Below are 13,446 nucleotides of genomic sequence, written 5' to 3'. Positions count from 1 at the left end.
TCGCGTAACTTTCATTTAAATTTGATTTCTTCGTCGAAACGATCGCATCTCATCTCGATTTGTGAGGTTGGCAGATACGTCGTCCGGCGGTTTTGGTGTTATTGTGCAATGCACCATCCGGCGCGGTTTTTAGTCGCGCCATTTGATTGCATATTTGTAGAGGACCCAGCCGATGTCGAAAAGCCTTACCAAGCTCTGGTTGCGCGGCTTGAGACGCCTTGTCGCCGGCCAAGTGGAAGCGATTCGTGCACCCAAGCCCCGAGCAGCCGCCAAGCCCGCGCGCCCAAAGACCGCCAAGCCGAAACTGAAGTCGAACGCCGCCGCGAAGGCGGCGGGTGCGCCCCGCGCCGGCGCGAGCGCGCGTCCGGCGATGCGCGAGTCGCGCGTGCGTCCGCGTGCGTCCGCCTGGGCGCGCGGGAAATGGGCGCGGTCGTTCCACTCGGCGCCGCCAACGTCTGGCCGCTTCGTCAATCACATGTCCTACGCGCTTTATTTGCCGCCGAAGACGGACTTCGAGCCGATGCCGCTCGTGGTGATGCTGCACGGATGCAAGCAGAACGCCGACGAATTCGCGCAAGGCACGCGCATCAACCTGCTGGCGGACCGATACGGATTCGCCGTGCTGTATCCGGAGCAGTCGAAGCATGACCATGCGCATCGTTGCTGGCGCTGGTACGACGATTCGGGCGGCGGAGGCGGCGGCGAGGCCGCGTCGGTCGTGTCGCTGGTGAACGCAATGGTCGAGCAGCACGACCTCGACGGCGAACGGGTGTATCTCGCGGGCATGTCCGCGGGGGCGGGACTCGCGGCGCTGCTCGCCGTGCGCTATCCCCACGTGTTCGCCGCTGTCGGCGTGCATTCGGGCGTGGTCTTCGGCGAGGCGCGCTCGGCCATCGGCGCGATGGACGTGATGCGTCGCGGCAGCCGTAGCGATCCCGTCGCGTTGATCGACGCCGCGGTCGATGTCCGCGACTATCCGGGCATGCCGGCCATCATCGTGCATGGGGAACTGGATTCGGTCGTCTCGGCCGTCAATGCCGAGCAGCTGACCAGGCAGTTCCTGCGGCTCAATGGCTTCATCGACGCGGCGGGCAATCGCCGCGCGGGCGAGGCGCGCGAGGAGGCGCATCCGGACGGCGTCGTGACGGACTACGTCAAGAGCGGACGGCGCGTCGTGAAGACGTCGATCGTGCGCGGCCTCGGCCATTCATGGGCCGGAGGCGACGATACCGTCGCGTTTCACTCGTCGAAGGGACCGGATTCGTCGGCGGTGATGTGGGAGTTTTTCAAGTTCCAGCGGCGCCCGAGCGCGGCGGCGCGCGACGCGTACGTGGCGTGAGCACGTTCCGTCGTGTTTCGAGTGTTGCAATTAAGTCTTTTGCATCAGCGTTTTAGGGATTTTGGACTGGCGTTGCATAAGGGATTACCCTATAATCATCTTCATAGGTAGTAACCCCAGTATTCAAGCGAGGCCCACCATGTTCCTGCTCAGCCGCATTTTTCTGTTCCTTACCAAATCCGCCGACCAGCGTGATCGCGAACGCGACGACGCCTATCTCGCCGAAGCCACGGATATCTACGATCTCGAATATCGTATGAAGAAACTGGACAAGCGGGCAACGGTTCGTCATCCGTCGTGGATGTCGCACTAAGCTATAGCGCGGACGACGCTCCGGCTCGGTCGGAGATGCAGGTGCTCAAATGCCAGCCTTTTGGGGCTGGCATTTTGTTTTCGGCTTGCGCCTTGAAGGAGCGTCGCACATGTCGACGTCAGCTATCGCTGTATGCGTTCAGCGAAGTGCGTAAGCGAGCGAGATCGCCGCGCAAGCGCAGCATCGCGTCGATATCGGAGCCGGACGCGCAGTAAATTTCGGCGGGTACGCCTCGCGCGGATTGCTTCAGCGCGCGGCCCGCGTGTGTGAGCCGGATATAAACCTGACGCTCGTCCTCGACGCCGCGAACGCGCTCGACATAGCCCTGTGCTTCCAGACGCTTCAGGAGCGGCGTCATCGTCGCCGAGTCGAGCGAAAGGCGCGCGGCGATTTCCTTGACGGTCAGATCGTCGGCTTCCCAGAGCACGAGCATCGCCAGATATTGCGGATACGTCAGCCCGAGTTTTTCCAGCAGCGGCTTGTAGGCCTTCGTCATCGCGAGCGATGTCGAGTAGAGCGCAAAGCACAGTTGCTGATCGAGTTCGAGCGGGAACACGGGCAAGGCGTCGGGCGAAGTCATGGCGAAGCGCGGCGGGAAGGCCGAGGCGGCCGATGCCGTTAGTGTACGAGCAACGCTCCGCGCACGAACGATCGCCCCGCCCTTCCGTGCTGGTGAGCAGGACGCGGCATGCGGTCAGGCGTTGGGCGTGCCGGTGGCGTCGGGAATGTCCGGCGAGTCGGGCGACTGCACGCCGAAGCAGCCGCGATAGGTTGCGTAGAACGAACAATACAACGCGGTCGTCACGATGATGGACGCCGGCATCAGCACCGCCAGCGCCATTTCCTGGCCTGCGCCGAGCGCCTGCATCAGCGCGGTCAGGCCGAACGACACAGCGAGCGCAATGACGATCCACAGCACGCCGTAATAGATGAACGCGCCGCGATTGCGCCAGCACGACACGAGGCTGAAGAACAGCGCCTTCGCGGGCGGCACCTCGTGCCACGCGACGAGAATCGGCGCGAACCAGAAGAGCATCGCGACCGGGATATAGCACGCCATCGCGACGAGCACCGCGAGCGGGCTGAAGCTCGCCGCGACGGTTTCCGGATCGCCGGTCGGGCCACTGCCCATCATGATGCTGAGCAGCGTGCCGCCGTCCATGAGCGCCGACGCCGCGAAGATCACCGCCATCGCGATGACGTACAGCGCGCCCAGCGCGAGCAGCCTGCGCGCGACGACGCTGCCGTACGAGCGGAAGCCATCGACGAGAATGGTCGGCCAGACGGGCTTGCCCGCAATCGTGTTGCGGCACGCCGCCATAAAGCCGACCGCGACGCCCGGAATGAACAGGAGCGGCAGAACCGGGCCGACGAGCGGCACGCGCGAGATCAGCGTCATCACGAACAGATAGGCGAAGAACACCGTGAGGAACGCAAACGGGTTGCGGCGGAACAGCCAGATGCCCTGACGGAACCACACGTAGCCGGTTTTGGCGGGGACTTCGATCAGTCGCATGTTGCTGTTATCGGTTGGCGGGAGAAGCGGATTTGACGCGTTCGCGCAGAATGCGTTCGAAATGGCCGGGATCGTGCGCTTTGAGCATCTGTGCTTCGCGCGGACGATGAAAGTCGAAGAGGCGTGACACCCAGAAGCGCATCGCGCCGGCGCGCAGCATGTCGTTCCAGTGACGCTCTTCGGCGGGCGTGAACGGGCGCACCGTCTGATACGCGCGCAGCATCGCATCCACGCGCGCGGGATCGAGCACGCCCGTCGCGAGATCGATGCACCAGTCGTTCACCGTCACGGCGACATCGAACAGCCATTTGTCGACGCCTGCGAAGTAGAAGTCGAAGAAGCCGCCCAGACGCGCATGCTCGCGGCCGTGCGCAAACAACACGTTGTCGCGGAACAGATCGCAGTGACACGGGCCATCGGGCAGCGACGCGTAATCCGCCGAGCCGAAAAACTCAGCCTGATGCGCGAGTTCCCCTTCGAACAGCATGCGTTGCTCGTGGCTCAGAAATTCGACGATCGACGGCGCCTTCTCCTGCCACCACGCGAGGCTGCGCAGATTCGGCTGATGCTGCGTGAAATCGCGGCCCGCGAGATGCAGACGCGCGAGCATCTGCCCGACTTCGATGCAGTGCGCGGGCGTCGGCGCGAGCTCGGGCGCGCCTTCGAGCTTCGTCACGATGGACGCGGGCTTGCCGTGCAGCAGGCCGAAGAGCGAGCCGTCGCGGCGGGGCATCGGATCGGGCACCGGCACGCGATGCGAGGCCAGATGGCGCATCAGATCGAGATAGAACGGGAGTTGCGTGGCGCTCAGATTTTCGAAGATCGTGAGCACGTACTCGCCGTGCGTCGTCGTGAGAAAGAAGTTGCTGTTCTCGATGCCCGACTGGATGCCGCGAAATTCGACGACATCGCCGAGATCGTAGTCTTGCAGCCAGTCGCCGAGCTCGGCGTTGGTGACGGGAGTGAAAACGGCCATGCGGGAAACGTCGTTGAGGTTGGACGGCCAGGAGCGGCCTGTGAACGGTAGCGCCGGGCAAAGAAGCCACGGCGCCGCGACCCGCTCGGCAAGAGCGGGTCCGTAGCGATACGGGATCAGTAGTGCAGGTTGATGGACGGCAGGCGCGTGCTTGCCTTGCCGTTGTCGCGCACTTGCGGCGAGGTATCGGCAGGGGCGCTCATCTGATAGCGCGTGCCGAAATTCGAACGCACGTCGATTTCCACTGGCTTGCCCTTGTCGCGAAACTCGGTGATTTCGGTGCCATTGGTGCTCAGTTCGTGATAGCTCGGCGTGCGCGGCGGCGAGATTTCCACTTTCGAACTGACATTCGCGGGCGGGCGGTTGATGGCTTTCAGGTCGGGAAGGCCCGCGGCCTCTTCCGGCGACATTTTCTGGGCCGCCGGTTGCGGCGCCGGTTGAGCGGCTTGCTGCGCCGGCTGCGCGAATGCGCCGAAGCTTGCGACGGCGAGGACTGCCGCGGCGGCGGCGCAAAGGTGCGGCTTCATGATGTTTCTCCAGGCGATGGCCGGATTCTAACAAAACGGTTGCTGACTGAGCGGCGTGCGCAAGGCCAACGCCTTATTTTGCGCTGCTTTCGCGAAGTTTGAGTTCGAAAAACAAAAAGGTGTTGCGAGGTGTGATCCCACGCACTCACGCGAAGAGGGACTTCATGGTTCGCGCATTCTTCCGTGTTAATGTCGATTCGTTACGAGGGCATCGACGAAAGACACAAGATCATGACAAACGACCGGACCCAAAGCACACAAGGCACACCTGCCAACGATTTCCCGACTGAATCCTTCGAAGACCCGGCCGCCGCCGTCACGCGTCTTTCGGCGATCTATGAAGCGAATACCGCGTTTCTGCGCGATGCCTTCGCGCGTTATCGCCGCAACGAGCAGTTCACGCATCGCGTGCGCGCGTGCTATCCGTTCGTGCGCGTGCGCACCGAATGGAATACGCAGATCGACTCGCGGCGTTCGTATGGTTTCGTCGCGGGCCCCGGCATTTACGAAACGACGCTCACGCGCCCCGATCTTTTCGGCGATTACTATCGCGAGCAATTGCGGCTGCTCACGAAGAATCATCACGTGGGCCTTGAAGTGGGTGTCTCCGCGCATCCCATTCCGATTCACTTCGCATTCGCCGAAGGCATTCATCTCGAAGGCGATCTCGATCGCGATCGTCTGCTCGCGATGCGCAATATCTTCGATACGCCCGATCTCGCGCTGCTCGACGATCGCATCGTCAATGGCACGTATGAGCCGGGGCCGGGCGAGCCGCATCCGCTCGCGCTCTTCACGGCGGCGCGCGTGGATTTTTCGCTGCATCGGCTGAGGCACTACACGGCGACATCGCCGACGCATTTTCAGAACTACGTGCTGTACACGAACTATCAGTTCTACATCGACGAGTTCGTGAAGCTCGGCCGCAAGATGATGTCGCGTGCCGACGATGAGGAAACGCGCGCGTATCGCTGCGAGTATTCGTCGTTCGTCGAACCGGGCGATGTCGTCACATACAACGCCAACCTCGGCGAGCAGCCGGAAGAGGGCACGCCGCCCGCGCGTCTGCCGCAGATGCCCGCGTATCACCTGAAGCGTGCGGACGGCAGCGGCATCACGATGGTGAATATCGGCGTGGGGCCGTCGAACGCGAAGACGATCACGGATCACATCGCGGTGCTGCGTCCGCATGCGTGGATCATGCTCGGGCACTGCGCGGGCTTGCGCAACACGCAGCGTCTGGGCGATTACGTGCTGGCTCACGGCTATGTGCGCGAGGATCACGTGCTCGACGACGATCTGCCGTTATGGGTGCCGGTGCCTGCGCTCGCGGAAGTGCAGGTCGCGCTGGAGCGCGCGGTCGCGCAGGTTACGAGGCTCGAAGGCGTCGAACTGAAGCGCGTGATGCGCACGGGCACCGTGGCGAGCGTCGATAACCGCAACTGGGAACTGCGCGATCATCGTGAGCCGGTGCGGCGTCTGTCGCAGAGCCGTGCGGTGGCGCTGGATATGGAGAGCGCGACGATCGCCGCGAACGGGTTCCGTTTTCGCGTGCCGTATGGAACGCTGCTATGCGTCTCCGATAAACCGCTGCATGGCGAACTGAAGCTGCCCGGAATGGCCGATCAGTTTTATCGCGCGCAAGTGGATCAGCATTTGCAGATCGGCGTGAAAGCGATGGAACTGCTACGGATGAACGGCTTGTCGAAGCTGCATAGCCGGAAGCTGAGGAGCTTTGCGGAGGTGGCGTTTCAGTGATTGGTCGATGCTGAAACGAAGCGGGCGGCTCCAAAGGCCGCCCGCTCTTAACCGATCACAGATAGAACATCCGATCCTCATCCGACTTGCTTTCCGCCGGCTGCTCGACTGCTTCCTCACGATCCTCATAGAAGCGCAGCACGGCCTCGAGCACCTGATCCGGATCGTCGATCACTTGCATCAGATTCAGATCCTTCGGGCTGATCACGCCGTTGGTCAGCAGCGTATTCTGGAACCAGTCAAGCAGCCCGGCCCAGAACTCGGCGCCCACGAGAACGATCGGCACGTGACGCGACTTCTTCGTCTGAATGAGCGTCAGCACTTCGGCGAGTTCATCCAGCGTGCCGAAGCCGCCTGGCATCACGACGACTGCGTCCGAGTTCTTCACGAACGTGACCTTGCGCGTGAAGAAGTGACGGAAGCGCAGCGAGATATCCTGCCACTGATTGCCGGATTGCTCGTGCGGCAATTCGATATTGAGGCCGACCGAAGGCGACTTGCCCGCATGCGCGCCCTTGTTTGCCGCTTCCATGATGCCCGGGCCGCCGCCTGAAATGACGGCGAAGCCCGCATCGGAGAATTTCTGCGCGATTTCGATCGTGCGCTGGTAATACGGCGACTCCGGTTTCAGACGCGCCGAACCATAGATGCTGATGGCAGGGCGGATCTCCGAGAGGTACTCGGTCGCCTCGATAAACTCTGCCATAATCGTGAACATCTGCCACGATGCGCGAGCCTTCTTGGCCGTCGCGCGCTCTTGATCTGCGAGCGAACGCAGACTCGGAATCACTTTTCTCTTGTTCATAATGCCTGAAGAACTAAGTCTTGAAGGTAAGACCCTGCTATTGGTCGACGGTTCTAGTTACTTGTACCGGGCCTATCACGCGATGCCTGACCTGCGAGGCCCCGACGGCGGGCCCACCGGCGCTCTGTATGGAATGATCAACATGCTGCGGCGCCTGCGGCGCGAAATCAATGCAGAGTATAGCGCGTGCGTATTTGATGCCAAAGGCAAGACGTTCCGCGACGACTGGTACGCCGAATACAAAGCCAACCGGCCCTCGATGCCGGAAGACCTTTCCAAACAGATCGAACCCATTCACGTCGCCGTTCGCGCGCTCGGCTGGCCGCTCGTGATGATCGAGGGCGTCGAAGCGGACGACGTCATCGGCACGCTCGCGGTCGCTGCCGAGAAGCGCGGCATGAAGGTGATCGTGTCGACGGGCGACAAGGATCTGGCTCAGCTCGTGACGGATCATGTCACCCTCATCAATACGATGACCAACGAAACCCTCGACCGCGCCGGCGTGCTCACGAAGTTCGGCGTGCCGCCGGAGCGCATCGTCGACTATCTGTCGCTCATCGGCGATACCGTCGACAACGTGCCGGGCGTCGAGAAGTGCGGACCGAAGACCGCGCTCAAATGGCTCACGCAATACGACACCCTTGATGGCATCGTAGAACACGCAAGCGAGATCAAAGGTGCGGTAGGAGACAATCTGCGCAAGGCTCTGGACTTCCTGCCGATGGCGAAAAAGCTCGTCACGGTACACACGGAATGCGATCTCGCCACGCAGATCGAGTCGATCGACAGCACGCTCGCGACGCGTCCCGAATCGCGCGAGGAGTTGCGCGATGTGTTCCTGCGTCACGGCTTCAAGACATGGCTGCGCGAAATCGAAATTGCGGATGCCGTCGAAGGTCCGACCGACACGCCGCCCGCCGAAGTCACCGAAATCGAGCATCACTACGAGACGGTGCAGACGTGGGAGCAGTTCGATGCGTGGCTCAAGCGGATAAACGAAGCGGAGATCACGTCGTTCGACAGCGAGACCACGTCGCTCGATCCGATGACCGCGCAGATCGTCGGCATGTCGATCGCAACGGAGCCGGGGCACGCGGCTTATATTCCGGTCGCGCATCGCGGGCCGGACGCGCCCGAGCAATTGCCGCGCGATGAAGTGCTCGCGAAGCTCAAGCCGTGGCTCGAAGATGCATCGAAAAAGAAGGTCGGCCAGCATCTGAAGTACGACGAACAGGTGCTCGCGAACTATGGCATCGAAATGCGCGGCGTCGAGCACGACACGCTGCTGCAATCGTACGTGCTGGAATCGCATCGCCCGCACGACATGGACAACCTCGCGTTGCGTCATCTCGGCGTGAAGACGATCAAGTACGAAGACGTCGCGGGCAAGGGTGCGTCGCAGATCGGTTTCGATGAAGTGCCGCTCGACAAAGCCGCGGCCTACGCGGCCGAGGATGCCGATATCACGCTGCGTCTGCATCAGGCGCTCTATCCGCAAGTGGCGCAAGAGGAAGGCTTGCTGCGCGTATATCGCGACATCGAGATGCCCACGTCGCGCGTGCTGCGCAAGATGGAACGCAACGGAGTCCTGATCGATCGCCAGAGACTCGATACGCAAAGCAACGAGATCGCGAAGCGTCTCATCGACTTGCAGGCGCAAGCGTATGAGCTCGCGGGCGGCGAATTCAATCTCGGATCGCCGAAGCAGATCGGCCAGATCTTCTTCGAGAAGCTGCAATTGCCGGTCGTGAAAAAGACGCCGAGCGGCGCGCCTTCCACCGACGAAGAAGTGCTGCAAAAGCTCGCCGAAGATTTTCCGCTGCCGAAGGTGCTGCTCGAGCATCGCGGGCTGTCGAAGCTGAAGTCCACCTACACGGACAAGCTGCCGCGCATGGTGAATACGTCGACGGGGCGCGTGCATACGAACTATGCGCAAGCGGTCGCGGTCACGGGACGCCTGTCGTCGAACGAGCCGAACCTGCAAAACATTCCCGTGCGCACGGGCGAAGGGCGGCGCATTCGCGAAGCGTTCATCGCGTCGCCGGGCAGCAAGATCGTATCGGCGGATTATTCGCAGATCGAACTGCGCATCATGGCGCATATTTCCGGCGACGAATCGCTGATGCGCGCGTTCACGCAAGGCGAAGACGTGCATCGTGCGACGGCGTCGGAAGTGTTCAGCGTCACGCCGCTCGAAGTCGACAACGATCAGCGGCGCATCGCGAAGGTCATCAACTTCGGTCTGATTTACGGCATGAGTTCGTTCGGGCTCGCGTCGAATCTCGGCATTACGCGCGACGCTGCGAAGCTTTATATCGACCGATACTTCGCGCGTTATCCGGGCGTGGCCGCGTACATGGAGAACACGCGTGTCAGCGCGAAGATGAATGGCTTCGTCGAGACCGTGTTCGGCCGGCGTCTGTGGCTGCCCGAGATCAACGGCGGCAGCGGGCCGCGTCGTCAGGCCGCCGAGCGCGCCGCGATCAACGCGCCGATGCAGGGCACCGCGGCCGATCTCATCAAGCTCTCGATGATCGCCGTGCAGGACTGGCTCGAAGCATCGGGTATCGGTGCGAAGATGATCATGCAGGTGCACGACGAACTCGTGCTCGAAGTCCCTGAAGAGGCGCTTCCCGAGGTCAGGAAGCGCTTACCTGAACTGATGTGCGGCGTCGCGAAGCTGAAGGTGCCGCTCATCGCGGAAGTGGGCGTCGGCAATAACTGGGAAGAAGCACACTGAGAGCGCACTGAAATTTTTTGCGCAAGGCATATGCGGCGCATGTCGCGTATGCCCTACATGTCGGTGACGCGCTTGTGACTGTCATCGAAGCTACGCACAATGGGTCAGACGAGGCAGGGAAACAAGACAGTCGATCGAATAAAAGCACAGGGAGAGTTCCATGCATCGCTTCATCATCGTGGGCGGAGGGGCAGGCGGTCTCGAACTGGCGACGCGTCTCGGCGACCGATTCGGCTCGACGGACGAAAAGACGCCACCCAAAGCACAGGTCACGCTCATCGACCGCAACCCGACGCATATCTGGAAGCCGCTCCTGCATGAAGTCGCGGCAGGCAGCATGGACCCGTTCACGCAGGAACTCGAATACGCGGCGCAGGCCTTGTGGCATGGCTTCGAATTCCAGCAGGGCGAACTCGTCGGGCTCAATCGCGCGAAGAAAACCATCACGGTCGGCCCGCTGCGCGACGAGCATGCGGGGGAACTCTTGCCCGAGCGCGAGCTGGAATACGACACGCTCATCGTCGCGATCGGCAGCACGACGCATTTCTTCGGCGTCGAAGGCGCGCAGCAAAATTCGATCGCGCTCGATACGGTCGGTCAGGCGGAGCTCTTCCGCAAACGCCTGATCGCGGCCTGCATGCGCGCCGAGCACTTCGCGCCCGAGCCAGTCGCGGCGGGCGTGGACGATGCCGAGGACGAGCCGGGCGTCGATCCGGTGCCGCGCATTCAGGTGGCGATCGTCGGCGCGGGCGCGACGGGCGTCGAATTGTCGGCGGAATTGCGCAACACCGCGCAGGTGCTGTCCGCATACGGCCTGCACAAGCTCGATCCGAAGCACGATATCGGCATCGTGCTGATCGAAGCGGGTCCGCGCATCCTGCCGGCGCTGCAGGAGCGCGTGTCCATCGCGACCGCGGAACTGCTCACCAAGCTCGGCGTGAAGCTGATGACGAGCGAAACCGTCGCGCAGGTGTCGCGCGATTCGATCCACACGGCCAGCGGCAAGATGATCCGCGCGGACCTGACGGTCTGGGCGGCCGGTATCAAGGCGCCCGCGATTCTCACCAATCTCGACGGCTTGCCGACCAACCGCCTCGGCCAGCTCACCGTGCGCCGCACGCTGCAGACCGAAATCGACGACAACGTCTTCGCGCTCGGCGATTGCGCCGCGTGTCCGTGGCCCGGCAACGAGCGCAACGTGCCGCCACGCGCGCAGGCGGCGCATCAGCAGGCGAGCTTTCTGTTCAAGTCGTTCGAGCGGATGTTGCAGGGTAAGCCGCTGCCCGAATATACCTATCGCGATTTCGGCTCACTGGTGTCGCTCGGGCATTACAGCGCGGTCGGCAATCTCATGGGCGGGCTGATCGGCGGCAACATGCTGATCGAAGGGCTCTTCGCGCGCTTCATGTACATGTCGCTGTACCGGTTGCACGTGGCCGCGCTGCACGGCTATGCGCGCATGGTGCTCGATACCGTCGCGCATTGGCTGCGCCGCTCCACCGCGCCCCGCGTGAAGTTGCACTGACGTGGAATAGATCGGCTGCGCCGTTCGTTCAAAGCTGTTTAGAATGGGCGGCGCGCTTGATTCAAGGCGCGCGTTCATCGTCGTGCAGCGCCGCGCAGCGCGCAGCCTTGAGCTCGCCGCGCGGTTTCGAGGACCCACGCCGCCGCACTTCACAGCAAAAATGACGCGACGGCCCTGCCGCGGAGCCATCCAATGCTAGACCCTGAAGTCGACCGCCTCATTCCGCACGTCCCGTTCGACCGACGCACCTTCATCAAGGCAACTATCGGCACCGGTTTCGCAGCCGCGGTGCTGCCCGTGTCCGCCCAGACCATCCATACCGATACGAACGGCCTCGAAGCCGGCGAGATCGGCATTCGCGGCGCGGACGGCACGCTCGTGCCGGCGTATCGCGCCCAGCCGAAGGGCAAGACGCATTTGCCGGTCGTCATCGTGGTCCATGAGATTTTCGGGGTCCACGAGCATATCGCCGACGTGTGCCGGCGCTTCGCGAAACAAGGCTATCTGGCGATCGCGCCGGAGCTTTTCACGCGTCAGGGCGATCCGAAGGCGTATCCGTCGATGCAGCAGTTGAACGAGCAGGTCGTATCGAAAGTGCCGGATTCGCAGGTGCTCTCCGACATCGATCAGGCGATCAAATGGGCCGGCGAGCACGGCGGCGATCCGAAGCGCGCAGGCATCGTCGGATTCTGCTGGGGCGGGCGCATCTCGTGGCTGTATGCGGAGCACAACCCGAATCTCAAGGCGGCAGTCGCGTTTTACGGGCGGCTCGTCGGCAACAAGACGGAGATGACGCCGAACAATCCGCTCGACCTCGCAAGCCAGCTCAAGGTGCCGGTGCTCGGCCTCTATGGCCGACAGGATCAGAGCATCCCGCAGGACACCCTCGAGCAGATGAAACAGGCGCTCGCGAACGATCCGCCGCCCGCAAAGGACTCGCAGTTCGTCGTGTACGACGATGCGGGGCACGCGTTCTTTGCGGATTACCGCCCGAGCTACCGCAAGGCGGACGCCGAGGACGGCTGGAAGCGCGCGCTCGCGTGGTTCCGCGAGCACGGCGTCAAGTAACCCGGCCTCACGGATTCGGGCCAGTCGCGACAGGACGGCCCGGATCGGCGCTCCACTCGCTCCACGATCCCGGATAAAGCGCGGCGCCGTGCAGGCCGGCGATCTCCATCGCGAGGACGTTGTGGCAGGCCGTCACGCCCGAGCCGCATTGCAGGACGATGCGGTCAGCCGGTGTCGTGCCGACCAGCGCGCCAAAGGCTTCGCGCAGTTCGTGCGCGGTCTTGAAGCGGCCTTCCTGCGTGAGGTTGTTCTTGAAGAAGTGATTGAGCGCGCCGGGAATATGTCCGCCGACGGGGTCGATCGTCTCATTCTCGCCGCGATAGCGATCGGCGGCGCGCGCATCGATCAGCAGATGATCGCGCGTGCCGATGCTGCGTTCGATCGCCTGAGCGTCGATGGTCACCTGCAGCGGCGCGCCCACCTTGAACGTGCCTTGCGTTTTGGGCGGCACGGCCGTGTCGAGCGCATGGCCCGCGGCTTCCCATGCCTGCAGGCCGCCGTCGAGCAGCGCGACGGAATCGTGCCCGAGCCAGCGCAACAGCCACCACGCGCGCGCCGCGTACATGCCGCCGTGCGCGTCGTAGGCGACGACCTGCTGGCCTTCGTTCAGGCCGAAACTCGCGAGCTTCGCGACGAGCGCCGCGCGCTCAGGCAACGGATGCCGCCCGTTCGTGCCCGTTTTGGCGCCGGACAGATCGCGATCCAGATGAAGATAGTGCGCGCCGGGAATATGCCCTTGCCCGTAAGCCGCTTCGCCCGAATCGGGCGCGCCCAGATCGAAGCGGCAATCGAAGACGAGGATGCTGCCGGGCGCGGCGGCGAGCCGTTCGGCGAGGTTCGTCGCCGAGATGAGCGTGGTGTAGTGAGTGTGCGGCATGA

At 62.9% G+C, this 13,446-nt stretch carries 12 protein-coding genes; 6 read left to right on the top strand and 6 right to left on the bottom strand.

The genetic code is table 11. From position 1 onward, the window contains the following. The first annotated feature begins 172 nt into the window (after positions 1-172). Together AWB74_RS02690 and AWB74_RS02685 are read left to right on the top strand one after the other, a co-directional pair. A complete protein-coding gene (locus AWB74_RS02690) occupies positions 173-1,339 on the top strand; it encodes an extracellular catalytic domain type 1 short-chain-length polyhydroxyalkanoate depolymerase (RefSeq protein ID WP_061145167.1) in 1,167 nt (388 codons plus the stop codon). 139 nt (positions 1,340-1,478) lie between these two features. Next, on the top strand, positions 1,479-1,652 hold the full coding sequence (locus tag AWB74_RS02685) for a DUF3563 family protein (RefSeq protein ID WP_087038754.1): 174 nt from the start codon (positions 1,479-1,481) through the stop codon (positions 1,650-1,652). Between the two features lie 118 nt (positions 1,653-1,770). Here AWB74_RS02685 and AWB74_RS02680 read toward each other — a convergent pair whose 3' ends face one another. The 4 genes from AWB74_RS02680 to AWB74_RS02665 form a co-directional block, all read right to left on the bottom strand. Beyond that, the gene (locus tag AWB74_RS02680; RefSeq protein ID WP_061145166.1) at positions 1,771-2,232 is read right to left on the bottom strand and encodes a MarR family winged helix-turn-helix transcriptional regulator; all 462 of its coding nucleotides are present in this window, start codon (positions 2,230-2,232) and stop codon (positions 1,771-1,773) included. A 114-nt stretch (positions 2,233-2,346) separates the two neighbouring features. Further along, positions 2,347-3,168, bottom strand: coding sequence for a BPSS1780 family membrane protein (locus AWB74_RS02675; protein ID WP_061145165.1), 822 nt, complete (start codon positions 3,166-3,168; stop codon positions 2,347-2,349). A 7-nt stretch (positions 3,169-3,175) separates the two neighbouring features. After that, positions 3,176-4,144, bottom strand: a complete 969-nt coding sequence (locus AWB74_RS02670) for a homoserine kinase (RefSeq protein WP_061145164.1) — start codon at positions 4,142-4,144, stop codon at positions 3,176-3,178. Positions 4,145-4,260: 116 nt separating this feature from the next. Then, positions 4,261-4,671, bottom strand: coding sequence for a hypothetical protein (locus AWB74_RS02665; protein WP_061145163.1), 411 nt, complete (start codon positions 4,669-4,671; stop codon positions 4,261-4,263). Between the two features lie 231 nt (positions 4,672-4,902). Here AWB74_RS02665 and AWB74_RS02660 point away from each other — a divergent pair, with 231 nt between their 5' ends. Further along, the gene (locus AWB74_RS02660; RefSeq protein WP_061127111.1) at positions 4,903-6,429 is read left to right on the top strand and encodes an AMP nucleosidase; all 1,527 of its coding nucleotides are present in this window, start codon (positions 4,903-4,905) and stop codon (positions 6,427-6,429) included. Positions 6,430-6,484: 55 nt separating this feature from the next. Here the strand turns inward: AWB74_RS02660 and AWB74_RS02655 are convergent, their stop codons facing one another. After that, a complete protein-coding gene (locus tag AWB74_RS02655) occupies positions 6,485-7,234 on the bottom strand; it encodes an LOG family protein (protein WP_061145162.1) in 750 nt (249 codons plus the stop codon). A gap of 1 nt (position 7,235) precedes the next feature. Between AWB74_RS02655 and polA the strand changes: the two genes are divergently transcribed. The 3 genes from polA to AWB74_RS02640 all read left to right on the top strand — a co-directional run bounded on the left by polA (position 7,236) and on the right by AWB74_RS02640 (position 12,567). Next, positions 7,236-9,974, top strand: a complete 2,739-nt coding sequence (gene polA / locus AWB74_RS02650) for a DNA polymerase I (protein WP_061145161.1) — start codon at positions 7,236-7,238, stop codon at positions 9,972-9,974. Between the two features lie 160 nt (positions 9,975-10,134). After that, positions 10,135-11,499, top strand: a complete 1,365-nt coding sequence (locus AWB74_RS02645) for an NAD(P)/FAD-dependent oxidoreductase (RefSeq protein WP_061145160.1) — start codon at positions 10,135-10,137, stop codon at positions 11,497-11,499. A gap of 192 nt (positions 11,500-11,691) precedes the next feature. Further along, positions 11,692-12,567, top strand: coding sequence for a dienelactone hydrolase family protein (locus AWB74_RS02640; RefSeq protein ID WP_061145159.1), 876 nt, complete (start codon positions 11,692-11,694; stop codon positions 12,565-12,567). A gap of 7 nt (positions 12,568-12,574) precedes the next feature. Here AWB74_RS02640 and AWB74_RS02635 read toward each other — a convergent pair whose 3' ends face one another. Next, a complete protein-coding gene (locus AWB74_RS02635) occupies positions 12,575-13,444 on the bottom strand; it encodes a sulfurtransferase (RefSeq protein WP_061145158.1) in 870 nt (289 codons plus the stop codon). Positions 13,445-13,446: the final 2 nt, after the last annotated feature.

It is taken from the genome of Caballeronia arvi (assembly GCF_001544695.2).
In the GTDB taxonomy this organism is placed as follows: Bacteria; Pseudomonadota; Gammaproteobacteria; order Burkholderiales; family Burkholderiaceae; genus Caballeronia; species Caballeronia arvi.
This window is presented reverse-complemented; position numbering and strand designations above follow the sequence as displayed.